This window comes from Marivita sp. (assembly GCF_022763305.1).
In the GTDB taxonomy this organism is placed as follows: Bacteria; Pseudomonadota; Alphaproteobacteria; order Rhodobacterales; family Rhodobacteraceae; genus Marivita.
In genome coordinates, this window is record NZ_JALEGT010000120.1 from 91,013 (window position 1) to 117,426 (window position 26,414).

The 26,414-nt window shown below is 62.9% G+C and carries 32 protein-coding genes; 14 read left to right on the forward strand and 18 right to left on the reverse strand.

Translation table 11 applies throughout. The features are described 5' to 3' along the window. Nucleotides 1-81: 81 nt before the first annotated feature. Nucleotides 82-1,161, forward strand: coding sequence for a 2'-deoxycytidine 5'-triphosphate deaminase (locus tag MRY75_RS20700; RefSeq protein WP_292309873.1), 1,080 nt, complete (start codon nucleotides 82-84; stop codon nucleotides 1,159-1,161). On the opposite strand, the gene MRY75_RS20705 is transcribed toward MRY75_RS20700, so the two are convergent. The 8 genes from MRY75_RS20705 to MRY75_RS20740 form a co-directional block, all read right to left on the reverse strand. Further along, nucleotides 1,158-1,310: a hypothetical protein gene (locus MRY75_RS20705; RefSeq protein ID WP_292309874.1), complete on the reverse strand. Its 153-nt coding sequence runs from the start codon at nucleotides 1,308-1,310 to the stop codon at nucleotides 1,158-1,160. The genes MRY75_RS20700 and MRY75_RS20705 overlap by 4 nt on opposite strands. Nucleotides 1,311-1,438: 128 nt before the next feature. After that, nucleotides 1,439-2,110 (reverse strand): SMC-Scp complex subunit ScpB, encoded by a 672-nt coding sequence (gene scpB / locus MRY75_RS20710; RefSeq protein ID WP_292309875.1) that lies wholly within the window; start codon nucleotides 2,108-2,110, stop codon nucleotides 1,439-1,441. Further along, nucleotides 2,107-2,895, reverse strand: a complete 789-nt coding sequence (locus MRY75_RS20715) for a ScpA family protein (protein ID WP_292309876.1) — start codon at nucleotides 2,893-2,895, stop codon at nucleotides 2,107-2,109. Before MRY75_RS20715 ends, scpB begins: the two co-directional genes overlap by 4 nt. Then, complete coding sequence (locus MRY75_RS20720) at nucleotides 2,892-3,905, reverse strand: glycoside hydrolase family 3 N-terminal domain-containing protein (RefSeq protein ID WP_292309877.1); 1,014 nt, start codon at nucleotides 3,903-3,905, stop codon at nucleotides 2,892-2,894. Before MRY75_RS20720 ends, MRY75_RS20715 begins: the two co-directional genes overlap by 4 nt. Then, a complete protein-coding gene (locus tag MRY75_RS20725; protein WP_292309878.1) occupies nucleotides 3,902-4,882 on the reverse strand; it encodes an SPOR domain-containing protein in 981 nt (326 codons plus the stop codon). Before MRY75_RS20725 ends, MRY75_RS20720 begins: the two co-directional genes overlap by 4 nt. Before the next feature lie 73 nt (nucleotides 4,883-4,955). After that, on the reverse strand, nucleotides 4,956-6,701 hold the full coding sequence (gene argS / locus MRY75_RS20730; RefSeq protein ID WP_292309879.1) for an arginine--tRNA ligase: 1,746 nt from the start codon (nucleotides 6,699-6,701) through the stop codon (nucleotides 4,956-4,958). A 56-nt stretch (nucleotides 6,702-6,757) separates the two neighbouring features. Then, complete coding sequence (locus tag MRY75_RS20735) at nucleotides 6,758-8,563, reverse strand: sodium:proton antiporter (RefSeq protein ID WP_292309941.1); 1,806 nt, start codon at nucleotides 8,561-8,563, stop codon at nucleotides 6,758-6,760. Between the two features lie 36 nt (nucleotides 8,564-8,599). After that, nucleotides 8,600-9,760: a deoxyguanosinetriphosphate triphosphohydrolase gene (locus MRY75_RS20740; RefSeq protein ID WP_292309880.1), complete on the reverse strand. Its 1,161-nt coding sequence runs from the start codon at nucleotides 9,758-9,760 to the stop codon at nucleotides 8,600-8,602. An 83-nt stretch (nucleotides 9,761-9,843) separates the two neighbouring features. On the opposite strand from MRY75_RS20740, the gene MRY75_RS20745 reads away from it, so the two are divergent. Then, nucleotides 9,844-10,167, forward strand: a complete 324-nt coding sequence (locus tag MRY75_RS20745; RefSeq protein ID WP_292309881.1) for an iron-sulfur cluster assembly accessory protein — start codon at nucleotides 9,844-9,846, stop codon at nucleotides 10,165-10,167. A gap of 29 nt (nucleotides 10,168-10,196) precedes the next feature. Here the strand turns inward: MRY75_RS20745 and MRY75_RS20750 are convergent, their stop codons facing one another. Continuing rightward, entirely contained in the window at nucleotides 10,197-11,270 is a 1,074-nt protein-coding gene (locus MRY75_RS20750; RefSeq protein ID WP_292309882.1) for a hypothetical protein, read from the reverse strand. Between the two features lie 62 nt (nucleotides 11,271-11,332). Further along, nucleotides 11,333-11,878: a DUF6749 domain-containing protein gene (locus MRY75_RS20755; protein ID WP_292309883.1), complete on the reverse strand. Its 546-nt coding sequence runs from the start codon at nucleotides 11,876-11,878 to the stop codon at nucleotides 11,333-11,335. A gap of 333 nt (nucleotides 11,879-12,211) precedes the next feature. Between MRY75_RS20755 and xth the strand changes: the two genes are divergently transcribed. From xth to grxD, 4 genes are all read left to right on the forward strand, one after another. Continuing rightward, the gene (gene xth, locus MRY75_RS20760; RefSeq protein WP_292309884.1) at nucleotides 12,212-12,994 is read left to right on the forward strand and encodes an exodeoxyribonuclease III; all 783 of its coding nucleotides are present in this window, start codon (nucleotides 12,212-12,214) and stop codon (nucleotides 12,992-12,994) included. 75 nt (nucleotides 12,995-13,069) lie between these two features. After that, nucleotides 13,070-13,312 (forward strand): BolA family transcriptional regulator, encoded by a 243-nt coding sequence (locus MRY75_RS20765; RefSeq protein WP_292309885.1) that lies wholly within the window; start codon nucleotides 13,070-13,072, stop codon nucleotides 13,310-13,312. 100 nt (nucleotides 13,313-13,412) lie between these two features. After that, nucleotides 13,413-13,550 carry a hypothetical protein gene (locus MRY75_RS20770; protein WP_292309886.1) on the forward strand — a complete coding sequence of 46 codons (138 nt, stop codon included), beginning with the start codon at nucleotides 13,413-13,415 and terminating at the stop codon, nucleotides 13,548-13,550. Continuing rightward, on the forward strand, nucleotides 13,543-13,905 hold the full coding sequence (gene grxD, locus MRY75_RS20775; protein ID WP_292309887.1) for a Grx4 family monothiol glutaredoxin: 363 nt from the start codon (nucleotides 13,543-13,545) through the stop codon (nucleotides 13,903-13,905). Before MRY75_RS20770 ends, grxD begins: the two co-directional genes overlap by 8 nt. Nucleotides 13,906-13,979: 74 nt before the next feature. Here grxD and MRY75_RS20780 read toward each other — a convergent pair whose 3' ends face one another. Next, the gene (locus tag MRY75_RS20780; protein WP_292309888.1) at nucleotides 13,980-14,372 is read right to left on the reverse strand and encodes a cell division protein ZapA; all 393 of its coding nucleotides are present in this window, start codon (nucleotides 14,370-14,372) and stop codon (nucleotides 13,980-13,982) included. After that, the gene (locus MRY75_RS20785) at nucleotides 14,372-14,908 is read right to left on the reverse strand and encodes a hypothetical protein (RefSeq protein ID WP_292309889.1); all 537 of its coding nucleotides are present in this window, start codon (nucleotides 14,906-14,908) and stop codon (nucleotides 14,372-14,374) included. Before MRY75_RS20785 ends, MRY75_RS20780 begins: the two co-directional genes overlap by 1 nt. 239 nt (nucleotides 14,909-15,147) lie before the next feature. Here MRY75_RS20785 and tkt point away from each other — a divergent pair, with 239 nt between their 5' ends. After that, nucleotides 15,148-17,193, forward strand: coding sequence for a transketolase (tkt, locus tag MRY75_RS20790; protein WP_292309890.1), 2,046 nt, complete (start codon nucleotides 15,148-15,150; stop codon nucleotides 17,191-17,193). Nucleotides 17,194-17,690: 497 nt separating this feature from the next. On the opposite strand, the gene MRY75_RS20795 is transcribed toward tkt, so the two are convergent. Genes MRY75_RS20795 through MRY75_RS20805 form a run of 3 tightly spaced genes read right to left on the reverse strand, consistent with a single transcriptional unit; the run spans nucleotide 17,691 to nucleotide 19,372 of the window. Next, nucleotides 17,691-17,981: a hypothetical protein gene (locus tag MRY75_RS20795; protein WP_292309891.1), complete on the reverse strand. Its 291-nt coding sequence runs from the start codon at nucleotides 17,979-17,981 to the stop codon at nucleotides 17,691-17,693. Between the two features lie 45 nt (nucleotides 17,982-18,026). Then, the gene (locus tag MRY75_RS20800) at nucleotides 18,027-18,983 is read right to left on the reverse strand and encodes a DUF808 domain-containing protein (protein ID WP_292309892.1); all 957 of its coding nucleotides are present in this window, start codon (nucleotides 18,981-18,983) and stop codon (nucleotides 18,027-18,029) included. Beyond that, nucleotides 18,980-19,372 (reverse strand): DoxX family protein, encoded by a 393-nt coding sequence (locus tag MRY75_RS20805; RefSeq protein WP_292309893.1) that lies wholly within the window; start codon nucleotides 19,370-19,372, stop codon nucleotides 18,980-18,982. Before MRY75_RS20805 ends, MRY75_RS20800 begins: the two co-directional genes overlap by 4 nt. Nucleotides 19,373-19,552: 180 nt before the next feature. Here MRY75_RS20805 and gap (MRY75_RS20810) point away from each other — a divergent pair, with 180 nt between their 5' ends. From gap (MRY75_RS20810) to MRY75_RS20835, 6 genes are all read left to right on the forward strand, one after another. Further along, nucleotides 19,553-20,557, forward strand: a complete 1,005-nt coding sequence (gene gap / locus MRY75_RS20810) for a type I glyceraldehyde-3-phosphate dehydrogenase (RefSeq protein ID WP_292309894.1) — start codon at nucleotides 19,553-19,555, stop codon at nucleotides 20,555-20,557. A 222-nt stretch (nucleotides 20,558-20,779) separates the two neighbouring features. Then, nucleotides 20,780-22,039: an MFS transporter gene (locus MRY75_RS20815; RefSeq protein WP_292309895.1), complete on the forward strand. Its 1,260-nt coding sequence runs from the start codon at nucleotides 20,780-20,782 to the stop codon at nucleotides 22,037-22,039. A gap of 153 nt (nucleotides 22,040-22,192) precedes the next feature. Continuing rightward, entirely contained in the window at nucleotides 22,193-22,444 is a 252-nt protein-coding gene (locus MRY75_RS20820) for a PepSY domain-containing protein (protein WP_292309896.1), read from the forward strand. 49 nt (nucleotides 22,445-22,493) lie between these two features. Beyond that, a complete protein-coding gene (locus MRY75_RS20825) occupies nucleotides 22,494-23,033 on the forward strand; it encodes a cytochrome b/b6 domain-containing protein (RefSeq protein WP_292309897.1) in 540 nt (179 codons plus the stop codon). Beyond that, nucleotides 23,030-23,548 (forward strand): LuxR C-terminal-related transcriptional regulator, encoded by a 519-nt coding sequence (locus MRY75_RS20830; protein WP_292309898.1) that lies wholly within the window; start codon nucleotides 23,030-23,032, stop codon nucleotides 23,546-23,548. The genes MRY75_RS20825 and MRY75_RS20830 overlap by 4 nt, the downstream gene beginning before the upstream one ends. Before the next feature lie 54 nt (nucleotides 23,549-23,602). Continuing rightward, nucleotides 23,603-23,746, forward strand: a complete 144-nt coding sequence (locus tag MRY75_RS20835; RefSeq protein ID WP_292309899.1) for a glyceraldehyde-3-phosphate dehydrogenase — start codon at nucleotides 23,603-23,605, stop codon at nucleotides 23,744-23,746. A 10-nt stretch (nucleotides 23,747-23,756) separates the two neighbouring features. Here the strand turns inward: MRY75_RS20835 and MRY75_RS20840 are convergent, their stop codons facing one another. Then, entirely contained in the window at nucleotides 23,757-24,392 is a 636-nt protein-coding gene (locus MRY75_RS20840; protein WP_292309900.1) for a ribosome-inactivating family protein, read from the reverse strand. Between the two features lie 270 nt (nucleotides 24,393-24,662). On the opposite strand from MRY75_RS20840, the gene gap (MRY75_RS20845) reads away from it, so the two are divergent. Then, nucleotides 24,663-25,664: a type I glyceraldehyde-3-phosphate dehydrogenase gene (gene gap, locus MRY75_RS20845; RefSeq protein ID WP_292309901.1), complete on the forward strand. Its 1,002-nt coding sequence runs from the start codon at nucleotides 24,663-24,665 to the stop codon at nucleotides 25,662-25,664. A gap of 72 nt (nucleotides 25,665-25,736) precedes the next feature. Here gap (MRY75_RS20845) and MRY75_RS20850 read toward each other — a convergent pair whose 3' ends face one another. Together MRY75_RS20850 and MRY75_RS20855 are read right to left on the reverse strand one after the other, a co-directional pair. Beyond that, nucleotides 25,737-26,036: a CcdB family protein gene (locus MRY75_RS20850; protein ID WP_292309902.1), complete on the reverse strand. Its 300-nt coding sequence runs from the start codon at nucleotides 26,034-26,036 to the stop codon at nucleotides 25,737-25,739. Continuing rightward, nucleotides 26,023-26,286: a hypothetical protein gene (locus MRY75_RS20855; protein WP_292309903.1), complete on the reverse strand. Its 264-nt coding sequence runs from the start codon at nucleotides 26,284-26,286 to the stop codon at nucleotides 26,023-26,025. The genes MRY75_RS20850 and MRY75_RS20855 overlap by 14 nt, the downstream gene beginning before the upstream one ends. Between the last annotated feature and the right edge of the window lie 128 nt (nucleotides 26,287-26,414).

The window sequence follows — 26,414 nt, forward strand, 5'->3', positions numbered from 1 at the left end:
TCCTGCTCGCCAGCGTGGGAAAAGCCCTTACACGGGCCGCATCCTCTTGCTATGCAAGGCAGAACTTGAAGGGGTGTTGCGATGACCGGCGTGTTGGCGAACCAGCAGATCACGGAGCTGATGGCGCAGAGCGTCATCGCGGCTGACCGTCCCTTTGTCGATGGACAGGTGCAACCGGCCAGTCTTGACCTTCGTCTGGGCCATGTCGCGTATCGCGTTCGGGCGTCATTCCTTGCCGGGACACGACGCCGTGTCGAAGACCGGCTCGCGGATTTCGAGATGCACCGCATTTCGCTCGACGGGGGTGCGGTACTGGAAAAGGGCTGCGTGTATCTTGTGCCGCTGATGGAGCGCCTCGCCCTGCCCCATGACATCAGCGCTGTCGCCAATGCCAAAAGCTCGACCGGGCGGCTGGACCTGCTGACGCGCACAATCACCGATGAGGGCACGGAATTCGACCGGATCGCAGCCGGGTATACCGGGCCGCTCTATGCCGAGATTTGTCCGCGCTCGTTTTCGGTGCTGGTGCGTCCGGGCATGCGTCTGAACCAGATCCGGTTCCGCAACGGGCAGTCCGTGCTGTCGGATGACACGCTGCGCACCCTGCATGCCGAACAGACGCTGGTGACGGGCGGACCCGCTGTGATCAGCGACGGGCTGGGGTTTTCGGTCGATCTGAAACCCGAGAGCGGCGATCTGGTCGGCTATCGCGCCAAGCCGCACACCGGGGTGATCGACCTCGACAAGCTGGGGCATTACGCGCCCTCCGAGTTCTGGGAAGAATTGCGGACAACCAACGGTCAGATCATCCTTGATCCGGACGCGTTCTATATCCTTGTCAGCCGCGAGGCCGTGCACATCCCACCCGATTACGCGGCTGAAATGGCGCCTTTTCTGGCGATGGTTGGGGAATTCCGGGTGCATTATGCCGGGTTCTTCGATCCCGGTTTCGGCCATGATGCGGCGGGAGGCACCGGGTCACGCGGCGTGCTCGAAGTGCGCTGCCACGAAGCGCCCTTCGTTCTGGAACATGGGCAGATCGTGGGGCGGCTGGTCTACGAGAAAATGGACCAATCCCCGAGCCAGCTCTATGGCGCGGGGATCGCGTCGAATTATCAGGGACAGGGTCTGAAACTGTCCAAACACTTCGCGGCAGATTAGCGGCGCGGATCGCTCTCTTGCGGCGCAGTCGGTTTCTTGCGCTTGGCCAGAGCGGCCTGACCCGCATTCATGCCGGCATTGATCCCGGAATTGATCACGCGGCGCATCACGGTGCGCATGACCATGTTGATGATCTGATTGAGGTTCATGACGTCCTCCTGTCTGGCTGCTTCGGACGATGAGATAGGGAACAATTGCGTCGATTTTCAGGCATTGTCCCGAAAATTTCGCACCTTTTCGTGAACCGGCGGGCCCGGAGCGCGATGCGTCGACGCGCTCAATCCTCGAACAATTCGGACTGACCCTCTTCGGTTTCTTCCTCCGCGTCCACATCCCCCTCGCCCATTTGCGGCATCGTTCCGGGGGGCGGACGGTTTTCCAGCAGGCCAGCCGCGCGCAGTTCCTTGAGCCCGGGCAGATCGCGCGCGGATTCGAGGCCGAAATGGTCAAGGAAGTCCTGCGTCACCACAAATGTCACCGGACGGCCCGGTGTCATCCGTCGGCGGCCAAAACGGATCCACTCCATTTCCAGAAGCTGATCCACCGTGCCCCGGCTGACCGACACGCCCCGGATCTCTTCGATCTCGGCGCGTGTGACGGGCTGGTGATACGCGATGATCGCCAGCGTTTCGATCGCGGCGCGGCTGAGCTTGCGGGTCTCGACCGTTTCCTTCTGCATCAGAAAGCCTAGGTCCGGCGCGGTGCGCATGGCCCAGGCATCGCCCACCTTGACCACGTTCACGCCCCTGCCCTCGTAGCGTTTGCGCAGGTAGACCAGCGCCTCGGCCGCGTCCGACCCGTGCGGCATCCGGTCGTTCAATTCCTTGACCGTAACAGGCTCGGACGTGGCGAAAAGGATCGCTTCGACCATGCGCTCCTGTTCGCCCATGGGCGGCGCCTCGAAGAGGCTTTTTTCCACTTCGATGTCTGTATCGGTCTCGTCACTCATCGCCCGTCTCTCCGGCGCAGTTCTATGGGCGCAAAGGTGTCGGACTGGCGCAGTTCGACCTTGCCTTCCTTGGCCAGTTCAAGCGAGGCGGCAAAGGTCGCCGCCGTGGCCGACCGCCAGCGCACGGGGTCAGCATCCCAGCCATCGGGCATGTAGCATGAAATGTCGGTCCATGACCCGGCAAAGCCGATCAAGCCACGCATCCGTTCCAGCGCCTGTTCCATCGTGAAGACCGCGTCGCGGTCCATCACGAAGGGGCGGAATTCGTCCTTGGTGCGGATGCGCGCATAGCCCTGCATCAGGTCGAGCAGCGTGGCGGTATATTCGACCTTGCGCACCCGTTCGACCTCTTGCGTAAGACCACGGGCAAAGAAATCCCGGCCCAACTGGTCGCGCGCCATCAGCTTCGCGGCCACATCGCGCATTGCTTGCAGGCGTTCCAACTGGAACGCCAGATGCGCGGCAAGGTCTTCGCCGGACGGTCCGTCTTCGGTCGGATCGGGCGGCAGCAGCAGACGGGATTTGAGAAAGGCGAGCCAGGCCGCCATCACGAGGTAATCGGCGGCAAGTTCGATCCGCAGCGCCTTGGCCTTTTCGACGAAGGCCAGATACTGGCGGGCCAGCTGCAACACCGAGATCTTGCGCAGGTCCACCTTCTGCGTACGGCTGAGCGTGAGAAGCAGATCAAGCGGGCCCTCGAACCCGTCCACATCGACGATCAGCGCTTCCGCCGCCAGCCGATCCGCGACCGAGCCGTCAAACCTGTCCGATGTCGCCTCGTTCATGCACCGCGCCCTTGCTCCAGTTCCGCAAGCTTGGCGGTGAGGGCGGCAATGTCAACATCCTGAGGCATGGTTCGCCGGGCCAGTGCGGCCTCGGCACGGCGCTGGCTGGGCTCGGACATGGTCCCGATCCGGTCCATCAGGGCGATGCGTTCGGCCAGATCGCCGTTGCAGTGCAGGATCACGTCGCACCCCGCAGCGAGGGAGGCGGCACCACGTTCGGGCACGGTCCCGGAAAGCGCCTGCATGCCGATGTCGTCGGTCATCAGAAGGCCGGTAAAGCCAAGGTCGTCGCGGATGCGGCGGATCATGCTGGCCGAGGTGGTGGCGGGGCCGGTTTCGCCAAAGGCGCTGTAGACCAGATGCGCGGTCATCCCCATCGCCACATTGGCAAAGGGGCGGAAGGCGGCGAAGTCGATGCTGTCGAGTGTGTCCGTGGGCGCGTCAATGCGCGGCAGGTCAAGATGGCTGTCCATCTGGGCCAGCCCATGCCCGGGGATGTGCTTGATCACCGGAAACACGCCGCCCCGTTCATGACCTTCGACCACGGCGCGGCCAATTTTTACCACCTGGTCAAGATTTGATCCGTAACACCGGTTGCGCAGGAACGGGTGGGTCTCGGGGCGCGCAACATCCAGCATCGGGGCGCAATTGGCGTCGATGCCAAGTGCCAACAGCTCGTGCGCAATGATGCGGTAGCGCAGGCGCATGCCCACTTCGGTATGGGGGCCCAGCAGATCCACATGATCGAGTGGCGGCAGCCAGTCGGTCGCCGATGGCGCGCGCAGGCGCTGCACGCGGCCGCCTTCCTGGTCGATGAAGATGGGGGCATTCCAGCCGACCGTATCGCGCAGGTCAGATGTCAAAGCACGGATCTGGTCCGCGCTGTCGAGATTGCGGTCGAAAAGGATGAAGCCGAACGGGTTGGCGTCGGCAAAAAACGCGCGCTCGTCCGGGGACAGGCGCGCGCCGTCGCAACCAAAGATGGCGGCTCCGAACGGTCTGGATGTCACCGGCTGACCACCGGGATGCAGTCCGCGCCTTCAGCGACCAGCGCCGCGCAGAAACGGCGCGACTCGCTCAGGTCTTCGAACCCGTGCGCGCGGAGGCGGTAGAAGACACGGCCACCCGAGGTGGCCTCTTCGATCACGCGCTCCTTGCCGCCGAGGAATTCGCCGAACCGCGTGGACAGCTTGGTCCATTGCTCGCGGGCGATGTCCGGGCTGTCGAAGGCGCCGAACTGAACAAGGCGTGTGCCTGCGGGAATGGCGCTGGGGTCGATTTCGGCCACTCCTGACGCGGGACGCGGGGCCGGCGCGGACAGCGAGGCGAGCTGCAGGCCGGACGGACGTGGGGCCGGACGCAACGACCGGGCCACACCGGGAACAGACGCGGGAATGATGTCTGCCGAGGCTGTGAGATCCGCCTCTTCCTCGGTGTCGAACACGCCTGTGTCGGGGGCCGGGTCGATTTCGGTGAACGGGGTCGCATTGGCGGCGATCTGGTCGGCCAGTGCCTTGATCGGATCATCGGCATTTGCGATGTCGGTCAGTGCCAGAGCCGGCGCTTCGGTCCGGGCATCGTCGCGAAGCGCGGCCAGAGCCACCTCCTCGCGCGGGCTGAGCGCGCGGGTGTCGGTGATCTCGGTCACGACCATGTCGTCTTCGGTGACATCCAGAGGGCGCGGGGCCAGAACGATCTGCTCGGGCGGCGGGGCCGAGGTGCCGGTGCCGGCGATGTTGTTGACCGCCAGTCCTTCGTGTCGTGCGATCTGGCCTCCGGGATCGTCGGGGGCGACGCGCATCGGGCCTTCGATGGCCTGCACCACCGGCACACCCGAGACATCGCGCATGATCAGCCGATATCCCCAAATCGCTACACCAATCACCAATGCCAGCGACATGGCCGCGCCCAGCCAATTGGCTGCCGTGGCCAGGTTGCCAGACGTTCCGTCCCCGCGTGCGGGGGCCGTGAAATCCGAATCTGCCATGTCCGCCTCATCTCCCGGCGGTCGTTGCCGCCGGTGTTTCTTGCCGTTGCCTCAGCCGGTCATGGCGCTTTTGTCAGCGCATTTCCTCAACCGGCGTGACACCCAAGATACCAAGGCCTGCGGAAATAACAACAGAGACGGACCGCGCGAGGGCGATTTTCGCCTGTGTCACCTCGGTGTTGCCCTCCTGCAAGAACCGCAGCTCGGGCACGTCGTTGCCCTTGTTGTAGAGCGCGTGCAGATCGGACGCGAGTTCGTAGAGATAGAACGCCACCCGGTGCGGTTCGTTGGTGCGCGCGGCGATCTCGACCAGACGCGGCCATTCCGCCAGTTTGCGCGCCACGGCCAGTTCGCTGTCATGGGTCATGCCCGACAGATCGACAGCCGCCAGCGTGGCGTCATCCACCGCGATCCCGGCCTCGGTCGCCTTGCGCAGCACCGAATGCACCCGCGCATTGGCGTATTGCACGTAGAAAACCGGATTGTCCTTGGACTGCTCCAGCACCTTGTCGAAATCGAAATCGAGCGGCGCGTCGTTCTTGCGGGTCAGCATGTGGAACCGCGTGACATCGGGGCCGACCTGATCGACCACGTCGCGCAGCATGACAAAGGTCCCTGCCCGCTTGGACATCTTGAACGGCTCACCGTTCTTGAAGAGCTTTACGAGCTGCGTCAGCTTGATGTCGAGCGGCGTCTTGCCGTCCGACAATGCGCTGACCGCCGCCTTCATCCGTTTGACATAGCCGCCGTGATCCGCGCCGAAGACGTCGATCAGAAGGTCATAGCCGCGCTGCACCTTGTCATAGTGATAGGCGATGTCGGGCGCGAAATAGGTCCACGATCCGTCCGACTTCATGATCGGACGATCCACGTCATCGCCATGGGCGGTGGATTTGAACAGCGTCTGTTCCCGCGGCTCCCAATCCTCGGGTGTCTTGCCCTTGGGCGGCTCGAGGGTGCCGCGATAGATCAGGCCCTTGTCCCGAAGACTGTCGATGGCCGCTTCGATCCGACCCGTGCCGTAGAGCGACTTCTCGCTGAAGAACTTGTCCATCTCGACGCCAAGAAGACCCAGATCGGCGCGGATCAGCATCATCATGGCGTCGGTGGCGAACTCGCGCACCTCGTCCAGCCACACGTCTTCGGGCGCATCAAGGTACTTGTCACCCACTTTGGACTTCAGCGCCTCGCCCACTTCGATGAGGTAGTCGCCGGGATAGGTGCCATCGGGCCAATCGACGCTCAGGTCATGGGCCTCCTGGTAGCGCAGGTAGACCGACCGCGCGAGCACATCGACCTGCGCGCCGCCATCGTTGATGTAGTATTCCCGCGTGACGTCGTAGCCTGCGTAATCCAGCAGCGAGGCCAGCGCGTCACCAAACACCGCACCCCGCGTGTGGCCGACATGCAGAGGACCTGTCGGGTTCGCGGACACGTATTCCACATTCACGCGCTTGCCCTGTCCCATGTCGGATTTGCCGTAGGCGGTGCCAGAGGACAGGATCGTCTTCGGCAGGCCCTGCCACACGGCATCCCCCAGCCGCAGGTTGAGGAAGCCCGGTCCCGCCACCTCGGCCGAAGACACACGCGGATCAGCGGACAGCTTGGCGGCCAGAGCCTCGGCGATGTCGCGCGGCTTGGCCCCGGCGGGTTTCGCCAGCACCATCGCGGCATTGGTCGCCATATCGCCATGCAGCGGGTCACGCGGAGGTTCGACCGTCACATTGGCAAAGTCGAGACCGTCCGGCAGCACGCCTTCGGCCACCATCGCGTTCAGGCTGTCGATCACAAGCACCCGGATATCGGAGAAAAGGTTCATGTCATACGTCCTTTGTTCGGGACGTCCTCTACCACCTTCAACCGCCGCGTCAAATATCAGGCTTGGCCTTCCGCCTTGGCGCGGTGTTCTTTCATCGGCAGCATGGCAATCAGCCGGGTGCCACGGGTTTCCTTGGGCGCGTCCTTCGGCCCCAGAATGCGCAGCGTGCCGCGCGGGCCGATATCGGCAATCGGGATGCCTTCGGGATGGGTGTCGTACCAATCCTGCAGGGTGAACTCTTCGGACAGGGTGGTGGCGCGGAATTCCCATCCGTCCCACATGCGGCGCTGCACCTGCCAATAGGTCTCGCCCGCGCCGATATAGCGCCCGCCCAGTTTCGGCGGCAGAGCATAGCGCGCGGAATCGGATGTTTCGCGGGTCAGCTGATAGACGTTCTCGCGCCCGAATTCGGGGGCAAGGTCGGTCGCCACCAGCGTGTTGTAGGCGTCGTTGTCCGTCGCCGCAATCACGGTTTCATAGGCCATCAGGTCCAGCCGGTGTTCGGCCCCCTCGGACAGGATGTCGCCAGTATAGATGTCCAGTCCCGCGTCGCGTGCCTCGCGCAGATGGCTGCGGTTGGGGTCCGAGATCATCACCGGAAGGTCCAGCTTTTTCAAAAGCTTGCCGAACTCGACCGTCCAACGGTTGCCGCCCACCAGCAGCACACCGGGCGTGGTGGAAGCGTTGAGCCGCAGAAGCCTTGCAATGGGCTTCAACGTGAAGCCGTGCAGCACAACGGTGCCTGCCACCAGCGCAAAGGCGAGTGACGAGATCTGCGCCGCGTCCTCGATCCCGGCCTGAACAAGGCGATCCCCAAAGAGGCCCGCGACGGCGACCAGAACTACGCCGCGCGGGCCGGTGAAGGCCACAAGCAGGCGTTCGGCCCATGGCACGTTGGAAAAGGCCAGCGAGATCAGCACGGTCAGAGGGCGCGCGATCAGGATCACGGCCACCACCGTCGCCAACGTCTGCCAGTTCATCGCCAGAAGCGTCTCGCGTGTCATGTTGGCGGCGAGCAGGATGAACACGCCGGACACCAGCAGGATCGTCGCGTGTTCCTTGAAGCGGTGCATCTCGGCATGGCTGGGCAGATGCGCGTTGGCGATCCAGACACCCATGATGGTCACGGCAAGAAGCCCGCTTTCATGCAGCAGCGAATCCGAGGCGGCAAAAGCCACCAGCACGCTGACGAAGAGCACGGGCACCTTCATGTATTCCGGCACCCAGCCACTCGAGAAGGATCTCGCGATGCCCCAACCGGCCGCAATACCGACTACGGTCGCAACCGAAATCCCGATGGCCAGTTCGGTCACCGCCTGTTCCACGGTCGTCGCGGTCTGCCAGACAAGCACCACTTCGAAGGCCAGAACAGCGGCCAAAGCGCCTGCCGGATCGTTGACGATGGCTTCCCATTGCAAAAGCGCCGCCGGGCGGCGTTTCAACCGCGCCTGACGCAAAAGCGGTGCGATCACGGTTGGGCCTGTCACGATCATGATGCCCCCAAAGACCGCCGACGTGGCCCAACTCAGCCCGCCGACATAGTGCAGAACGGATGCCGACAGCAGCCAGCCGACCGGACCACCGATGATCACCAGCCGTTTCACCCCAACGGCGGCATCGGTCAGGGACTTGAAATTGAGCGTCAGGCCCCCTTCGAACAGGATGATCGCCACAGCCACCGCCACGATCGGTTGCAGCAGGTCCCCCATCGCCACGGAAGGATCAAGGATGCCGAAGACCGGACCCACCATAAGCCCCGCCAGCAACATCAACACGATCGCCGGAAGATTGAGCCGCCACGCGAGCCATTGCGCTCCGACGCCCAAAGCGCCGACCAAAGCAAAGGCGGTGACCGGATTCATGCCGGCGTCTGCAGGTGTTGCCACGATGTATTCCTCTTATGACCTCGCGGAAATCACGTCCGAACCTGTCAGGCGCGCATGCTCCTGCAGGGCAAACCGGTCGGTCATCCCGGCTATGTAATCCCCGACAAGCCGTGCGAGTTCCGTCTCGGTCTCGATTTCCGCAACGTCCTTGCGCCATTGCTTGGGCAAAAGAGACGGGTCGGACATGAACAGAGGGAAGAGTTCGTTGATGACTTTCGTCACCTGTGCGCGCATCTCGACCACGCCGGGCGCGCGGTACATGCGGTGGAACAGAAACTCGCGGATCACCTTGAGATCCGACCAGAGGGCCGGGGTGAACTGCACCATCATTCGCCCTGCGGCGCGGATGTCTTCGGGGCTTTGTGGATCGAGGTCTGTGAGATTGGCGCGGGTGACATTGATCACATCGCTGACCAGCACGCCGAAAAAGCGGCGCAACGCCTCATGGCGGCGGCGGTAATAGTTCAGTCCGGGGTAAATCCGATCCACCTCGGCAAAACAATCGCTTACAATGGGAAGCTTAGCCAGTTCATCGGTCGAGAACAGCTCAGCTCGAAGACCATCGTGCAGGTCGTGGTGGTTGTAGGCGATGTCGTCGGACAGGGCCGCGACCTGCGCTTCGGCGCTTGCGTGGGTGTGCAATTCCAGATCGTGCCGGGCGTTGTAGGCGGCCAGCGCATGTGGGATCGGCTGCTTCACCGGGCCGTTGTGTTTTGCAATGCCTTCAAGGGTTTCCCAAGTGAGGTTCAACCCGTCGAAATCGGCATAGTGCCGCTCCAGCGATGTCACGATGCGGATCGCCTGCGCGTTGTGATCGAACCCGCCATAGGGCTGCATGAGCGCATCCAGCGCGTCCTCGCCCGTGTGCCCGAACGGCGTGTGGCCCAGATCATGTGCCAGCGCCACCGCCTCGGTCAGTTCCAGATCGAGGCCCAGTGTTTTGGAAATGGTCCGCGCGACCTGCCCGACTTCGATGGAGTGCGTCAGACGCGTGCGGAAATAATCGCCCTCGTGTTCGATGAAGACCTGCGTCTTGTGCTTGAGCCGCCGAAAGGCGGACGCGTGGATGATCCGGTCGCGATCCCGTTGAAAACACGACCGGAACGCGCTTTCCTCTTCGGGGTATAGCCTGCCTCGCGACCTGCCCGGATCGCATGCATAGAGCGCCGTCATGATCGACCGCCTGTTCTTGTTCCCTGTCCCGGCTGCCCTTATATTCACAACAGTCCACAATTCAAAGCCAACCCGAGGGTGACATGCAGCTTCCACCGAAAGTCACGGATCGCGCGTTCGAACGTTTGTCGGAAATCGGCGCCGGCGCCGAGGGCAAGGCCCTGCGCGTGGCGGTCGAAGGCGGCGGGTGTTCGGGCTTCCAGTACGAGATCAAACTGGATGATCCGGCCGAGGATGATCTGGTGCTCGAAGGGCACGGAGAACGGGTCGTGGTGGATTCGGTCTCGCTGCCGTTCCTGTCGAACGCGGTGATCGACTTTTCCGAGGAACTGATCGGCGCGCGGTTCGTGATCGACAATCCGAATGCCACCTCCTCGTGCGGCTGCGGCACCAGCTTTTCCATGTAACGCATCGGGGGCACGGGCCCCCACCCGGTTCAGTGCAGCGCCGTTCTTTCGGCGCGGGCGAAGCCGTTGAAGAATGCGGCAAAGTGCTGTGACGAGGTTTCCGCCTGTTCCAGCACACGCATCGCTTCGGGCGATAGCCGGTCTTCCATGTAGAGACGCATGCTCAGCCAGTCACCGCTGCGCGCGTCATCAAGGCTGAACATCGCTTCGGACATTTCGCGCATCGGAGTGGCGCGGACGACATTCCGGTCGAACCGCATCCGGTCGTCTGCAAATCCCTTGGCAAAGGCCGCGTCGCCCACAAGGGCCTGATGCCAGTTGCAAACCAGAAATTCATGGTAATCGTCCTGAACGCTGACCGCAGCACCATCCGACACGCTGAAAAGCGCCGTTTCGCGCCGCAGCCAGTCTGTCCAGAGCGGAGGCGGCAATTCGCCGGCATAGCTCAGGGCGATGCAGATTTCCGACAGCAGATCGGCATTCTGTTCGATGAAGGCAAGAAGTCCGGCGAAGTGAAGACTGCGCTTTGCATCGGGGTCGAGCATTGGGTCGCGGCGGCCATATTCGCTGAGATAGAACACAAGATGGGTCAGTTCATAGGCGGCCTTCTTGTTCGGCAGGGCGAATGTCTCCGAGCGGGCCATGAAGTACCGCGCGCGGTCTTCCAGCATCGGGTCGTGCCCCTTCGGCGCGAAGCCCCGGCGGGCCATCAGGCGCATCGCTTCCATGCGCTGCAGGTCGGACAGTTCGGCGCGCGGCAGGTCCTGGTCCTGCGCCCAGGCAACAAGGCGCTCTCCGTGATCGCCGGGCATCCCGAGGTCTTCGAGATCGAGCGTGATGGACAGGAAAAAGCGGTAGTATTGCGGAAAGAAGCGCAGGCGTTTTTCGACCGATTGGTAAAATTCGGCATAAGCGTCGAGCGCGGCCGCACCCGGATGGGTGCCTGTGCATTCGAGGATGTTCAGGATCTCGGCGTTTTCCTTGAGCCAGAACACATCATCGCCATGGCGGCGGTGCTGGGCAAAGCAGCGCAGAAGCGCGCCAAGGCGCGCTTCCTGCGGGATGATCCGGGACGGGGGAGCAAGGTGAATGACGTTCGACATGATGCAATCCTCCTTGGGGTCGTTGGGGACGGGCCTGCCCCGCCCCGGGTCATGGGCTGAGCTTACGAACCGGATGTGAAGAGCGCGCAGCCTTCGCCATCCGCTGTGCGGTCTGCCGCCACCGGGCTGGACCCCGAGGTGAAGGCCTCGACGGCATCACCGGTTGCCGCGTCGCTGTGGAGCGGGCTCGATCCCGACGTGAACGCTTCGACCGCATCACCGATGCGGGCATCCGAGGTGGTCGGCGCAGACCCCGAGGTGAAGGCTTCAACGGCGTCGCCGGTACGGGCGTCCGATGTCATGGGTGCCGATCCGGAGGTGAAGGCTTCTACTGCGTCAACCGTGCGGGCATCGGACGTGGTGGGTGCGGAGCCGGAGGTAAACAGGCCTGTCGCGTCGCCAAGTGCGGCGGCGTTGGTGGCCGGAGCAGAGCCGGAGGTGAACATGTCGACCGCGTCGCCCAAGAGCGCACTGGCCGCTGTCATCGGTGCGGAGCCCGACGTGAACAACGCCGTGGCGTCACCGCCGTGAATGTCATCACGCACGTCGGTATTGTACTGATTTTCTTGCAGGAACTCGGTAATCTGGGTGGAGCGAAGTGCGGTCATGTGAGCCTCCTCTGGCTGGGTTGATGCTCTCAACGTGACACGCATTGCGGGAACTTTAGAAGTGCATTTATCGTTAGACGAGTATCCGTGCGAGTTATCCACATGAAGACTCGCCCATAGGTTGTTACGGTCGCAAAGCTCCTGAACTTATCAACAGACCCAAGAAATCTGGGGATAACTTTTTGCGACCCTGACCTTGCGTCATCTTCGACCCTCCAACGCCATATCACGGCTGGCGAATCCCGGCCTCCTGACGCGTCTTCGATTCGTCGAGATCCCGGCTTGTGCGCCTCCGAGCTTCTTGGGATAGAGGGGCAACCGGAGGGACGTTCCATGAAAATCGCCACGTTCAACATCAATGGCATCAAGGCCCGCCTGCCCGCCCTGACCGACTGGCTGCGCGACAGCGCCCCGGATGTGGCTTTGCTGCAGGAGATCAAGTCGGTCGATGAGGCCTTCCCGCGTCAGGAGCTCGAGGATCTTGGATACACGGTCGAAACCCACGGCCAGAAAGGGTTCAACGGTGTAGCGATCCTGTCGAAGCTGCCGCTCGAGGACGTGACGCGTGGCCTGCCCGGCGATGACACTGACGAACAGGCGCGCTGGATCGAGGCGACGGTGATCGGTGACACGGAAGCGGTGCGGGTCTGCGGCCTCTACCTGCCGAATGGTAATCCGGCGCCGGGGCCGAAATACGACTACAAGCTCGACTGGATGAAACGGCTCGAAGCACGCGCGCGGGACTTGCTGGCAGACGAGATGCCAGCGTTGATGGCAGGCGACTACAACATCATCCCGCAGGCCGAGGACGCGGCAAAACCCGAGCAATGGACCGATGACGCGCTGTTCCGGCCCGAGTCTCGTGCCGCGTTTCGACGGATCGTGAACCTTGGATTTACCGAGGCATTCCGGGCCTGCACACAGGGCGGCGGGCACTATTCCTTCTGGGATTATCAGGCCGGTGCCTGGGAACGGAACAACGGCATCCGAATCGATCATTTCCTTCTGTCACCGGCCTGCGCCGACCTCATGACCGATTGCTGGATCGAAAGCGCGGTGCGCGGGCGCGACAAGCCGTCCGATCACGTGCCGGTCTGGGTGTCGCTCTCGGCCTAAGCCCCGGCACCCGCTTGCGGAACGCCCACACCCGGCATACATCTTTTGCAAAGTCCACAACCGGAGAGCAGCCCCATGGCCATGCAAGCGCAGGAAATCGAAGACCTGATCCGCGCGGAATTCCCAAATGCCAAGATCACGATCACCGATCTCGCTGGCGACGGAAACCACTACGCGGCCGAGGTGATCGACGAGAGCTTCAAGGGCAAGAACCGGGTGCAACAACAGCGCGCCGTCTACGCGGCCCTCAAGGGCAAGATGGACGGCTCGCATGGCGAATTGCATGCGCTGGCCCTGACCACCAAGGCCCCGGATTGATGCACGCACGGACCTGGAACATCCTGATGATCCTGTTGATCGGCCTCTTCGTCTGGCTCCCCGAACCGAGCCAGACGGCCGATGCCCGCAGGAGCGCAGCATGATCGGGTTCCTGTCCAACACCTGGCCGATGTTCGCCGCCATCGGCCTTGTCACACTGATCACTGTCGGTGCAACACTTCCGTATATCCGAAAGGACCGGAAACGCCGCGAAGAGATGGAGCAAAGGAATGACTGACGCGAAAGACATCATCAAGGACACCGTGACCTCGAACGATGTGGTGCTGTACATGAAAGGCACCAAGTCGATGCCGCAATGCGGGTTTTCGAGCAAGGTTGCGGGTGTTCTGAACTACATGGGCGTCGAATACGCCGATGTGAACGTGTTGGCCGATGAAGGCATCCGCCAAGGCATCAAGGAATATTCCGACTGGCCGACGATCCCGCAGCTCTACGTGAAGGGTGAATTCATCGGCGGATGCGACATCATTACTGAAATGACGCTCTCGGGCGAGCTTGATCAGCTGTTCGACGAGCATGGCGTGTCCTACGACAAGGATGCCGCAGAGAAGATCCGCGAAGCCAACGCCTGAGGCCGGGTCAGTCCTCCAGACATGAAAACGGCGCCTCAGCGGGCGCCGTTTTTTCGTTGGGTGCGGCATTCGCCCTATCCCGCCTTTTCCTCGACATCGCGGGCCAGTGCTTCTGCGCGGGCGGCAATCTCCTGCAGGGTCTCGGTCACATCGGTGGGCACCACAGGCACCTCGATCCGTTCCGGTTCCGGTGGCGGCGCGTCCTTGAGGGCACGCAGTTCCGACAGGTAGGCCGCCGCGCGATCCTCGGTTTCGCGCAGCTTGTCCTCCAGACCGGCCGTCTTGTCCGCGAGCATCAGCCCCGCCATCAGCAGCATACGGGCTTCGGGGATGCGCCCGACCTGCTGGGCCAGCACCTGCGCCTCGGTGTCGAGCATGCGGGCTGCAGAATGCAGGTATTGCTCTTCGCCTTCCTGGCAGGCCACGTCAAAGGTGCGACCGCCGATGGTGATTTCGACTTCGGGCATCAGTTGGCCTCCTCGGGTGCGGCCGCTGCCTCGAGCAGCGGCGTCAGCGATGCGATGATCGCGCGGGTTTCCGCCGCCTCGACCGAGCGCGCGGCGCGCAGACCTTCCAGCTCGGCCAGCATCGCCTTGTTGATCAGATGCGGCTCACCGACATTCTCGGCCAGTGCGCGGCGCAGTTCCTCATTGGTGGCGCGCAACATCTCGTTGGACTGGCGCAACCGCTGCAGATCAAGATCGAGCGCCGCCACATCGACCGTCGGTGCTGCCGGTGCCGGTTGGGCCGCCGCCTTGAGCGCCTCGATCTCCTGGCGGTGGGTTTCGTGCAGCTTGCGCACCCGCTCTTCCAGCTGAGCGTTGGCCAGCTTCTCTTCGTCCAGCGCATCCTGCAGGCGCGCCACGTCCTCCGGATCGATCCCGGGCTGGGCTGGCGCTTCGGGAACCGCTGCCGCGGCACGCTCCTCAAGCCGGGCCACACCCTGTGCCACCCGGTCCAGCGCCGCCGTGATCCGGTGCTGCAACTCGTCAATTTGGGTCATTTGCCTGATCCCCGTTTGTTGTTGGTCCTGCAATGCCGAGACATCGCCAAAACGCATTTTTCCTTGCTCACGAAACGAATCGCTCCGTCCTCTTAATGTGAAAGTTTAACAATCTGCGTTTCAAAATGCGCCCCCTTATGCACAGACGGCGGGGGCACGGCGCTTGAACTCTGCGTTGACACTGGTATGAGCGCCGTCAAAGACCCCTGTTGCCCCCATCATGAAGGACACGACGGCCCGTGGATATCGAGACCCTCAAAGCCCAGAACCCCGATCATTGGAGCAAGGCGGCAGCGATCCGAGCGCTGACGCTGGATGCGGTGGCTGCCGCCAATTCCGGTCACTCGGGCATGCCCATCGGCATGGCTGACGTGGCCACCGTGCTGTTCGAAAAGCACCTCAAGTTCGACGCCGCCCATCCCGCATGGCATGACCGGGACCGCTTCATCCTGTCCGCAGGCCACGGGTCCATGCTGCTCTACGCGCTGCTCTATCTTGTCGGCGATGCCGAGATCACGCTGGACGAGGTCAAGAACTTCCGCCAGTGGGGCGCGAAAACGGCGGGCCATCCCGAGAACTTCCTCGCGCAGGGGATCGAGACCACAACCGGCCCGCTGGGTCAGGGCATCGCCAACTCGGTCGGCTTCGCGATGGCCGAGGAAGCACTGCGCGCGCGCTTCGGCAAGAAGCTGGTCGATCACCACACCTATGTCATTGCAGGCGACGGCTGCCTCATGGAAGGTGTCAGCCACGAAGCGATCGGCATTGCCGGGCGTCAGCAGCTGTCGCGGCTCATTGTCTTCTGGGACAACAACAACATCACCATCGACGGCACTGTCGAGCTGTCCGACCGCACCGATCAGGTTGCGCGCTTTACCGCCGCAGGCTGGCATGTGCAGGAGATCGACGGCCACAACCCCGCCGAGATCGATGCCGCCATCGCCGCGGCCAAGGCTGATCCGCGCCCGTCGATGATCGCCTGCAAGACGCATATCGCCCTAGGCCACGCCGCGCAGGACACCTCGAAGGGTCACGGCGCGCTGACCAATGCGGAGCAGAACGCCGAAGCCAAAGCGATCTGGGGATGGACCACCGGCCCGTTCGAAGTGCCCGCCGACATCAAGTCGGGCTGGGAAGAAATCGGCCGCCGCGGCGCCGAAGAGCGCGCCGCATGGGAGGCGCGTCTGGCCGAGCAATCCGCAGCCCGTCAGGCCGAGTTCGCCCGCACCATGGCGGGGGAGGCTCCGAAGAAGCTCTCCTCGACCATCAAGGCGCTGAAAAAGCAGATCAGCGAGACCGCCCCCAGCGTGGCGACCCGCAAGAGCTCGGAAATGGTGCTCGAGGTGGTCAACCCGATCCTGCCGGAAACCTTTGGCGGCTCGGCCGACCTGACCGGCTCGAACAACACCAAGACCGGCGATCTGGGTGTGTTCGACGTGGACAACCGCAAGGGCCGCTACATGTACTGGGGCATCCGCGAGCATGGCATGGCCGCCGCGATGAACGGTATGGCCCTGCATGGCGGCATCCGTCCCTATGGCGGCACGTTCATGTGCTTCACCGATTACGCCCGCCCGTCGATGCGTCTGTCCGCACTCATGCAGGTGCCGACGGTGTACGTGATGACCCATGACAGCATCGGTCTTGGCGAAGACGGCCCGACCCACCAGCCGGTCGAACATCTGGCGATCAGCCGCGCGACACCGAACACGCTGGTGTTCCGCCCCGCCGATACGGTCGAGACCGCCGAGGCCTGGGAAATCGCGCTGACCCAGACCAAGACGCCGTCGGTCCTGTCGCTGACCCGTCAGAACCTCAAGACCGTGCGGACCGAGCACAAGACCAAGAACCTTGTGGCGCAGGGGGCCTATGTGCTGGCCGATGCCGAAGGCAAGCGTCAGGCGATCCTTATGGCCACAGGCTCGGAGGTCGAGATCGCCATGGCGGCGCGCTACATCCTGCAGGCTGAAGGGATCGGCACGCGTGTGGTGTCGATGCCCTGCTGGGAGCTCTTCGAGGAGCAGGACGAAGCCTACCGCAAGCGCGTCTTGCCGGGTGGCCCGGTGCGCGTCGCGGTCGAAGCTGGCATCCGCTTTGGCTGGGACCGCTGGCTCTATGGAGAGCGCGGCAAGCGCGAGAAGTCGGGCTTTGTCGGCATGCACGGGTTCGGGGCGTCGGCCCCTGCGGACACGCTCTACGAGAAGTTCGGCATCACCGCCGAGGTCGTGGCGCAGAAGGCACGCGATCTGGTCGAGGGCCGCTGGCAGCCCGACCCGCGCGCGTGATCTGGTTTTGGGCGGCCTCGCATGTCGGGGCCGCCCGTCCGCGATGCATCGATGCATCGCCCGAACGCGTTGACGCGTTCGCAGCCCTCAGAGACCCGCTGTACTCCAGACCACCTTGCGTCGACGTAAGGTGGAAACGCGTTGACGCGTTTCAGGTGCCAAGACCAGAAGGGTGACTATCCTGCTGCATCGACGCAGCAGGGAAACGGCTCGAGCCGTTTTGGTCAAGATCACTTTGCGGGTGGCACGCGATGCATCGCCCGAATGAGTTGATACGTTTGCGGCGCTACTGACCCGCTGTTGCCCGCCCCCCTTGCGTCGACGCAAGGCGGAAACGCGTTGACGCGTTTCAGGCGCTTAAACCCGAAGCATGCCGATCCTGCCGCGTCGACGCCGCAGGAAAACGGCTTGAGCCGTTTTCGCAACATACGGTTACGTGGTCGCGCGCGCTGCCTCGACGCAGTGATACAACGCGTTGACGCGTTGTGCGCAACGACTCACCGGAAATGCGAGTCCCGACCTGACGGCCAGGCGCGCTGCGACAGGCTCGGCGGATCGCGCTGCACGATGAGGCGCACGGGATCGCGGTTGCAGAAGACCACAAGCTGATCCCCATTCTCGACCAGCGTAAACCCGCGCCGCTGCACCTCGCGCAGGAAGGCATCGCGTCCGACAACCCGTTCCACATCGCGGGCCGCGCGGTGGATCACACCGCCCCGACCCACTGCCTTGGCAGAGAAGACGTTGCGCAACCAGGTGTCGGGATCGAGATAAGAAGGTATCGTCATCCCGTCTGCATACCCCCAACAGGGTTAAGACAGGATTAACGCGGCTCAGACCCCTTTGGGCATCACGGCGGTCCAGACCGGGCCGATGATCTTGACCCCGACCGGGATCAGGATCACGCCCCAGATCAGACCCAGCACGAAATCGATCCCCGCCGTGACCGCCCATTCGACAAAGCCCTGCCCCGCCCCGACGGCCACCGCGATGCCGTGGATCGTGTCTTCGGGCAGGTGCCAGCCCATCTGGGCCACCGAATGCACGATGATCGACCCACCGACCCACAGCATTGCGGCGGTGCCCACGATCGTCAGCCCCTTCAGGAGCCACGGCATGAACTTGACGATCCCGCGTCCCAATGCCCGGGTCACGCCCAGTCGCCCCACCTGGCTGAGCCAGAGGCCGACATCGTCCATCTTCACGATGACCGCCACCGCGCCATAGACCGCGAGCGTCACCATGATCCCCACCAGCGCCAGCGTGGCGCCCTGCATCCAGATATTGCCCTCTTCGATCACCGAGAGCGCGATGGTCATGATCTCGGCCGACAGGATGAAATCCGTCTTGATCGCCCCCTTGACCTTCTCTTCCTCGAGATGGGTCGGATCCGCGATGCTGTGGCTGCCATCGGGTCCACCCGAGTGATCGTCATGCGGCATGAGCACATGCACGATCTTCTCGGCCCCTTCGAAGCACAGGTAGCTTCCGCCCAGGATCAGCAAGGGCGGGATCAACCATGGTGCAAAGCTCGACATCAACAACGCGGCCGGAAGCAAAAACACCAGCTTGTTGATGAGCGACCCGCGCGCAATGCGCCAGATGATCGGCAATTCGCGGGCGGGTTCGAACCCGTGCAGGTATTTCGGCGTCACCGCCGCATCGTCGATCAGCACACCCGCCGTCTTGGACCCGGCCTTGGCTGCGGCCGCCCCAATGTCATCGACCGAGGCCGCAGCCACCTTTGCGATGCCCGCCACATCGTCGAGAAGCGCCAACAATCCACTCATACCTGCTGTACCCCATTCTTCTGGCCCAACACATAGCGCCCGGGGCCATGCGCCGCCAGCACAAGGCAGCCCCCGGCAATGGCCCAGTTCTTGACGAAGATGCTCATTTGCCACGGATCGTTCGGGATCAGGTGAAACACGCTTGTGACCGCACAATAGGCCGCCAGCATCACTGCAAGGGGGCGTACCGCCCAGCCTGCGAGAAGCATCAGACCCGCCACCGCGTTGAACCCGAGCGCCGGCCAGACCAGCGCAGTGGGCAGGCCGAACCCCGCCAGCAAGGACATCGCAGGCTCAGGATCAACCGCTTTCTGTACCGCCCCTGCCAGGAACAGCGCCGCGATCAGCGCCCGTCCAACCAGAACCGCCAGATCCGCGAGTCCCACCATTATTTCCGATTCCGCAACATCGGTCCCGTGTTACCGCAAACCGTCGCGACACGTTAGCGCCATCATGCATTCCGCCCACAGGTTTTGCGCTAACATATTGTGAAACCGTGCCTTTTTTACTTTGCGGCTGCAGCATACCTGCGTATACGACCCCTAACGCACAGCGCAGGAGACATGCCCATGACCGTCACTCTTGGAATCAACGGTTTCGGTCGGATCGGCCGCTGCACCCTCGCCCATATCGCCGAAAGCTCGCGCAACGATGTGCAGGTGGTCAAGATCAACGCCACCGGCCCGATCGAGACCAACGCGCACCTGCTGCGCTATGACAGCGTGCATGGCCGCTTCGGGGGCGAGGTCAAGGTCAAGGGCAACACGATGGATCTGGGCCGTGGCCCGATGGAGGTCTTCTCGACCTACAATCCCGAAGAGCTCGACTGGTCGGGCTGCGACGTGGTTCTCGAATGCACCGGCAACTTCAACGATGGCGCCAAGGCGGGCATCCACATGGAGCGCGGTGCGAAGTCGGTGCTGATCTCGGCCCCGGCCAAGAACGTGCAGAAGACCATCGTCTACGGCGTCAACCATCGCTCGCTGGTCGAAGGCGACACGATGATCTCGAACGGGTCCTGCACCACCAACTGCCTGGCACCGCTGGCCAAGGTGCTCGACGAAGCCATCGGCATCGAGTCGGGCATCATGACCACGATCCACTCCTACACCGGCGACCAGCCGACGCTGGACCGCCGCCATGCGGACCTTTACCGCGCGCGTGCGGCGGCCATGGCGATGATCCCGACCTCGACCGGGGCCGCCAAGGCGCTGGGGGAAGTGCTGCCGAACCTCAAGGGCAAGCTTGACGGCTCTGCCGTGCGTGTGCCGACACCGAACGTCTCGGCTGTGGACCTCACCTTCTACGCTGGCAAGGACGTCACCGTTGCGGATGTGAACGAAGTGGTGCGCGAAGCCGCCGCGACCCATATGGGCACGGTTCTGGCCTATGATCCGGAACCCAAGGTCTCGATCGACTTCAACCATACAACGCAATCGTCGATCTTTGCGCCCGACCAGACCAAGGTTGTGGGCAAGCGTATGGTGCGCGTGCTCGCGTGGTATGACAACGAATGGGGCTTCTCGGCGCGCATGGCCGATGTGGCCGGTGCAATGGGCCGCCTGCTGCACTAAGCTTTTGACAGCGGCCCCTTCGAAGAGCCGCGAACATAGACCAAGAACGACCAAAATTTCATCCGCCCCTGCGTACTCTGCTGCGTCAGGGGCGGTTTTCTTGATTTGGCCGGCTCACGGCGTCACCGGACATGCGCGCCGGGGGGACACGTTTTCCTCTTTTTCCTTGGCCTGTTAGGGTCCCCACAAGCCGCAACGGGACTGTCTACGGGAGGCAGCACGATGACGCAGATTTTCACGGGCATCTGGGCGCTCCTGATTGGCATCGTGTTCATCATGCTGGGCAATGGCATGCATTTCACGCTGATCGGGCTGCGCGGCGCCATCGAAGGGTTCTCGGCCAGCGAACTGGCCATTGTCGCATCGGGCTATTTCCTGGGATTCCTGTCCGGGGCCCGACTGACACCGGGGATGATCAAACGGGTGGGTCATGTGCGCGTGTTCGCAGCACTTGGCAGTTTCATGTCGGCGGGGCTGATCGCCTTTCCGCTGCTGACCGACCCGATCCTCTGGACGGTCCTGCGGGTTCTGGTCGGGTTCTGCATGTCCGGCATCTATGTCACCGCCGAAAGCTGGCTGAACGCATCGGCCACCAACGAAACCCGAGGCAAGGTGCTGTCGGCCTACATGATCGCGCAGACGCTGGGCATCATCGGCGCGCAGGGGCTTCTCACCTTCGGTGAAGCGGCGACGGCGGGGCTTTTCATCGGGGCCTCCATCCTTGTGTCGATCTCGTTCGGTCCGATTCTGCTGTCCGTGACGCCGACACCGGCCGCCGATGTCACGCGACCGATGCCGTTGCGCGAACTGTTCCGGGGATCACCGCTCGGGACGGTGGGGATATTCCTGCTCGGCACGATCTATGCCACGCAATCCGGGATGGGCGCGGTCTACGGCACGCAGGTCGGGATGAGCGCCAACGAGATCTCGCTCTTCATCGCGATGCTGTTCGGCGGAGCGCTGCTCTTGCAGTTCCCCATCGGCTGGCTTTCGGACCGGATGGACCGGCGGAAGGTCATCCTGGGCTGTTCGGTGCTCGGCGCGGCCTTCTGCCTGCTGGGCTGGATTAACGGGGCCAGCGTCATCCTGCTGATGGGCGCGGCCTTCCTGACCGGAGGCGTCACCACGCCGCTTTACGCCCTGATCCTTGCCTACACGAACGATGCGCTGGCGACCGAGGACATGCCGGCCGCATCCGGCGGGCTTGTCCTGACATTCGGCATCGGCGCGATCCTCGGCCCGCTGGCCGCCGGGGCCGCGATGGAGCGGTTCGGACCGCAGACCTTCTGGCTTGTGCTGGGAGTGACCTTCGTGAGCATCGCGCTCTATTCCGCCTACCGCATGACCCAGCGCCCGGCCGCGCCCGCCAGCGAGACCGACAGTTATCTTGGGGTGCTGCCGACCGCCTCGCCCGTTGCCGTCGAAGCCGCCGGGGCCTGGGCCATGGAACAGGGCGAACTCGAACGGGACGCCGAGGCCTGACCCGGCTGGATCGGCGAATTCTGGCTCTAAACTTTGGTTGCAGACGCCCGGTTCCAGACCCCGGACCAATATTCGAAGACGATCCGGGATGTCATCTGACGGTCATCGACGCCGCATATCGCAGCGCCGGATTACCCTCAAAGGAGACATCCCATGACCCGCATCATCGCACTTGCCCTCGCCCTCGCCCTGCCCGTTTCCGCCTATGCCTCGAGCAGCGACGGCGCCATGACCGCCGAGCGCAAGACCGAGATCACCAACAAGCTGACCGCTGACGGGTACGAGGTGCGCAAGATCGACGTCGAGGACGGCATGATCGAAGCCTATGTGCTCAAGGACGGCCAGCGCATCGAACTCTACCTCGATGCCGCGCTGAATGTCGTGCGCACCAAGGTCGACGATTGATCCCAGCCGGTCCGCGCCCAAGGCGCGGACCGCCATCCCGGAGCCAGACATGACATCCTACAAAATCTGGGACCCGTTTGTCCGGGTCTTTCACTGGGCGCTTGTGGCGGGGTTTGCCGCCAACGCCCTGTTCGACGACCCCGAAAGCACGCTGCACGAGTGGCTGGGCTATGTTCTGGTGGGCTTGATCGCGGCGCGGCTGGTCTGGGGCGTGATCGGATCGCGCTATGCGCGCTTTGCCTCGTTCTGGCCCACCCTGTCCAAGATCACCGCACAGATGTCGGACATGGCCACCGGCCGCAAGCGCCTGCACCTGGGCCACACGCCGCTTGGCGCCCTGATGATCTTCAATCTTCTCGGCGCGGTGCTGCTCATTGGCGTGACCGGGTACATGATGACAACGGACGCGTATTGGGGAGTGGACTGGGTTGAAAACCTGCACGAGGCGCTGGTAACCTGGGCCGAAATTTCCATCGTGCTGCATGTGCTTGCGGTGATCTGGGAAAGCCGTCGCACCGGCGTCAACCTGCCCCGCGCCATGATCACCGGTGTCAAGACCGTGCCGGACGGAGCCAAGACAGACCCGTGACCCTGAATTCCACAACACGACCCGTATCGCTTCTGGTCCTGATCGTCGCACAAATCCTTTGTGCGGCGTTCTTCCTCTGGGACGTGGCCGCCGATGGCTCGGAACTTGGCTTTCCGGCCATGTTATCGAGCCATTTCGTGATCGAGCTGCTGGCCGTGCTCGGCCTCATTGCCGCCGTGGTGTTCGAGAGCCGCTATCTGACCGCCCTGCTGCGCCGCAAGGCCCACCTGGAAGAGCAGCTGGGCCTTGCCGCCGGTGCGTTCCACGACATCGTCGAAGCCCGCTTCGACACATGGTCGCTTACCCCGTCCGAACGGGATGTGGCGCATTTCACGCTCAAGGGCTTCGGCATCGCCGAAATCGCGCAGATGCGCGGATCGGCCGAAGGCACCGTCAAGGCGCATCTGAACGGCATCTATCGCAAGGCGGGCGTCACCGGGCGCGGTGCGTTCGTGGGATTGTTCATCGAGGACCTGATGTCCATTCCGCATCCGCCCGACCAGTTGGCGACGTGACAAGCCCCGGCCGCTCTGGCATTCTGCGCCCACGAGCAGGGGGACATGACCGGAATGACCAACACACTTGCCATCGGGTTGGGGCTGTTGATCCTTGGCGGATTGGCGGTCGACGCCTTTCTGACCGGCGGTGACGGGTTCATGTTCCTTGCCGCCAAGGGTGTTGAGTTTCTCGACTGGATTGCCTTCTGGCGCTGATGGCGGCGGGCTAGCGCAGGTCCGCGAGGGATTTGGGCCGAAGGCTTGCCTGCGTCTGTGAGAACGGCAGGTTCATGTTGCCGCCCTGTTTGTGCACGACCAGCCGGAAGTGATAGTTGTAATTGTGCATGTTGGCTTCGGACACGGGCTGGAAATACGGAGCGCTGCCCTGCGTCCATTTCACGATGTTGTCCCATTCGTTGATGTAGAAAAGCGCCGCGGAATAGTCGAGCACGCGCGCCCCGTCGCCTTCGTCGATCAGTGTCGAGACATGCCGCGCAAAGGGCTCGAACCGCGCCGCTTCGCAGGTGATGAAGATCAGCGCCCGCAGAGACTGCCAGTCATGGGCGGTTCGGGGCAGACCCGTCAGGCTCAGCGCCGCGTGGAGATGCGCAAGGCTGACCGTGCGCATTGGCGGCATGCCCGAATAATTCTCCATCCCTCCTGACAGCACATCCGCATCGATCTTCGTCAGGTAGTAGGGATGCTTTCCTTCGATCTCGATTGTCACCGATTTCGGCTTGGTCTTGACGGTGCCCGTCAGCGTGACGTCGAACCTGTCGCGTGATCCCTGGGTAAAGGTCGCCCGCAGATGATCGATCATGGCCAGATACTGACCTCCGAGAATATCAAAGCTTTGTGCCATGGCAGGACCTGTGAATTGCAGAAAATGAAAAGGCATTGGTTCCGGCGCGAAACCCGCTGAACCGTGTCTTGTGAAATATGCGTCAGGCTAGCGCCCGGAGCGGCGTTCTGTCAATTTTCACACGCCTCAACCCACCGCCCGACGGGGCAGCAGCATGGTCCGAGCGCACTTGGGCGAAGGGCGTCCACCTTGACAGATCTCGGCGCTTCTGTTTGTTAGCGGTAACGGAACCCGGCAGAACCTTCTGTCCGAACCAGTGAGGGCATCCACATGAGCACCAAAGTCGCCATCAACGGATTTGGCCGCATCGGCCGCAACATCCTGCGCGCGATCATCGAATCCGGCCGCACGGATATCGAGGTCATCGCGATCAACGACCTCGGCCCGGTCGAGACCAATGCACATCTTCTGCAGTATGACAGCGTACACGGGCGGTTCCCGGTCGAGGTCACAACCGGAGAGGATTTCATCGACGTAGGCCGTGGTCCGATCAAGGTGACGGCGATCCGCAACCCTGCCGACCTGCCCTGGTCGGACGTGGACGTGGTGCTGGAATGCACCGGGATCTTCACCAGCAAAGAAGCCTGTCAGGCGCATCTCGAAAACGGCGCGAGCCGCGTTCTGATCTCGGCACCCGGTAAGGATGCGGACAAGACGATCGTCTATGGCGTCAACCATGACAGCCTGACGGCCGACGATCTGGTCGTCTCCAACGCTTCTTGCACGACGAACTGCCTGTCACCGGTGGCCTATGTGCTCAACAAGACCATCGGGATCGAGCGCGGCTTCATGACGACGATCCACAGCTACACCGGCGACCAGCCGACGCTGGACACGATGCACAAGGATCTCTACCGCGCCCGCGCTGCGGCGCTGAGCATGATCCCCACCTCCACTGGGGCCGCCAAGGCCGTAGGGCTGGTGCTGCCAGAGCTCAATGGCAAGCTCGATGGCGTGGCGATCCGCGTACCAACGCCGAACGTGTCGGTGGTGGACCTCACCTTCACCGCATCGCGCGCCACGACGGTCGAGGAAATCAACGACGCGATCCGCACGGCCGCGAATGGTCCGCTCAAGGGCATTCTCGGCTACACCGACAAGCCGCTCGTGTCCTCGGATTTCAACCATGACCCGCATTCGTCGATTTTCCACACCGATCAGACCAAGGTCATGGACGGCACCATGGTGCGCATCCTGAGCTGGTATGACAACGAATGGGGCTTCTCGAACCGCATGGCGGACACCGCCGTGGCGATGGGCAAGCTGATCTGATCGTTTTTTTACCGAACGGTAAAACGGAAAGGCCGGGTGCAATCGCCCGGCCTTTTGCTTGGGTTGCTATGTCTAAAGACCCCACAGAATCCTGTACAAACCATCCATGACCTGTTGTCCCTCGTCTGCTGACAGCCGGTAGACCACGGGCGCGCGGCGGAGTCGTGCGGCCTCGACGGTCACCGGCATATGTGCCCGGATGCGATACGCGGTGGAATTGACCTCAATGTCGACGGTCACCCCCCGCAGCGACGGCAGCGCATCCTTGGGCAAGACGGGCACCACAACCGTCGATCCAAGAGCCAGCAGGTGGTCCGCCTGCACAATCACAAACAAGTCGCCGCCGACGGAGACGACGTCAAACTTCGTCATCGAATTTCGGATGATGCAGCGCGAGATGGGACCCCGGGATGCCACCTTTCCGGATCGCGTTCGCCTCGGTGGCGATGGCGTCCTTTTCTTCTTCAAGCCAAGCCCGCGCCCGGCTTTCAGGTGATCCGGCGGCCATGTCGTTGTCGATCAGGTCCTTGAGGTATTCCGTTACGCTTTTACCCTTGCTCGCGGCCCAGGCGTTCAGACGCTTTTTCTCGTCGGCATCCATTCGGATCGTCAGATTGCCCATGGTCATCCTCCGGTGATCGGCGCACGGACACTACTGCATTTCTGTCAGTGCGCATAGCCCTGCCCTCGCAGCGCAACCGCCTTGGTGAGACGACCTGAACCGACAGGCAAGGATTTGGGCTGACCCTT

Bases quoted from the DNA above. Each gene is read 5' to 3' on its own strand.
- MRY75_RS20700 (WP_292309873.1), top strand. From the start codon at position 82: ATGACCGGCGTGTTGGCGAACCAGCAGATCACGGAGCTGATGGCGCAG.
- MRY75_RS20705 (WP_292309874.1), bottom strand. From the start codon at position 1,310: ATGAACCTCAATCAGATCATCAACATGGTCATGCGCACCGTGATGCGC.
- scpB (WP_292309875.1), bottom strand. From the start codon at position 2,110: ATGAGTGACGAGACCGATACAGACATCGAAGTGGAAAAAAGCCTCTTC.
- MRY75_RS20715 (WP_292309876.1), bottom strand. From the start codon at position 2,895: ATGAACGAGGCGACATCGGACAGGTTTGACGGCTCGGTCGCGGATCGG.
- MRY75_RS20725 (WP_292309878.1), bottom strand. From the start codon at position 4,882: ATGGCAGATTCGGATTTCACGGCCCCCGCACGCGGGGACGGAACGTCT.
- argS (WP_292309879.1), bottom strand. From the start codon at position 6,701: ATGAACCTTTTCTCCGATATCCGGGTGCTTGTGATCGACAGCCTGAAC.
- MRY75_RS20735 (WP_292309941.1), bottom strand. From the start codon at position 8,563: ATGAATCCGGTCACCGCCTTTGCTTTGGTCGGCGCTTTGGGCGTCGGA.
- MRY75_RS20740 (WP_292309880.1), bottom strand. From the start codon at position 9,760: ATGACGGCGCTCTATGCATGCGATCCGGGCAGGTCGCGAGGCAGGCTA.
- MRY75_RS20745 (WP_292309881.1), top strand. From the start codon at position 9,844: ATGCAGCTTCCACCGAAAGTCACGGATCGCGCGTTCGAACGTTTGTCG.
- MRY75_RS20750 (WP_292309882.1), bottom strand. From the start codon at position 11,270: ATGTCGAACGTCATTCACCTTGCTCCCCCGTCCCGGATCATCCCGCAG.
- MRY75_RS20755 (WP_292309883.1), bottom strand. From the start codon at position 11,878: ATGACCGCACTTCGCTCCACCCAGATTACCGAGTTCCTGCAAGAAAAT.
- xth (WP_292309884.1), top strand. From the start codon at position 12,212: ATGAAAATCGCCACGTTCAACATCAATGGCATCAAGGCCCGCCTGCCC.
- MRY75_RS20765 (WP_292309885.1), top strand. From the start codon at position 13,070: ATGGCCATGCAAGCGCAGGAAATCGAAGACCTGATCCGCGCGGAATTC.
- MRY75_RS20770 (WP_292309886.1), top strand. From the start codon at position 13,413: ATGATCGGGTTCCTGTCCAACACCTGGCCGATGTTCGCCGCCATCGGC.
- grxD (WP_292309887.1), top strand. From the start codon at position 13,543: ATGACTGACGCGAAAGACATCATCAAGGACACCGTGACCTCGAACGAT.
- MRY75_RS20780 (WP_292309888.1), bottom strand. From the start codon at position 14,372: ATGCCCGAAGTCGAAATCACCATCGGCGGTCGCACCTTTGACGTGGCC.
- MRY75_RS20785 (WP_292309889.1), bottom strand. From the start codon at position 14,908: ATGACCCAAATTGACGAGTTGCAGCACCGGATCACGGCGGCGCTGGAC.
- MRY75_RS20795 (WP_292309891.1), bottom strand. From the start codon at position 17,981: ATGACGATACCTTCTTATCTCGATCCCGACACCTGGTTGCGCAACGTC.
- MRY75_RS20800 (WP_292309892.1), bottom strand. From the start codon at position 18,983: ATGAGTGGATTGTTGGCGCTTCTCGACGATGTGGCGGGCATCGCAAAG.
- MRY75_RS20805 (WP_292309893.1), bottom strand. From the start codon at position 19,372: ATGGTGGGACTCGCGGATCTGGCGGTTCTGGTTGGACGGGCGCTGATC.
- gap (WP_292309894.1), top strand. From the start codon at position 19,553: ATGACCGTCACTCTTGGAATCAACGGTTTCGGTCGGATCGGCCGCTGC.
- MRY75_RS20815 (WP_292309895.1), top strand. From the start codon at position 20,780: ATGACGCAGATTTTCACGGGCATCTGGGCGCTCCTGATTGGCATCGTG.
- MRY75_RS20820 (WP_292309896.1), top strand. From the start codon at position 22,193: ATGACCCGCATCATCGCACTTGCCCTCGCCCTCGCCCTGCCCGTTTCC.
- MRY75_RS20825 (WP_292309897.1), top strand. From the start codon at position 22,494: ATGACATCCTACAAAATCTGGGACCCGTTTGTCCGGGTCTTTCACTGG.
- MRY75_RS20835 (WP_292309899.1), top strand. From the start codon at position 23,603: ATGACCAACACACTTGCCATCGGGTTGGGGCTGTTGATCCTTGGCGGA.
- MRY75_RS20840 (WP_292309900.1), bottom strand. From the start codon at position 24,392: ATGGCACAAAGCTTTGATATTCTCGGAGGTCAGTATCTGGCCATGATC.
- gap (WP_292309901.1), top strand. From the start codon at position 24,663: ATGAGCACCAAAGTCGCCATCAACGGATTTGGCCGCATCGGCCGCAAC.
- MRY75_RS20850 (WP_292309902.1), bottom strand. From the start codon at position 26,036: ATGACGAAGTTTGACGTCGTCTCCGTCGGCGGCGACTTGTTTGTGATT.
- MRY75_RS20855 (WP_292309903.1), bottom strand. From the start codon at position 26,286: ATGGGCAATCTGACGATCCGAATGGATGCCGACGAGAAAAAGCGTCTG.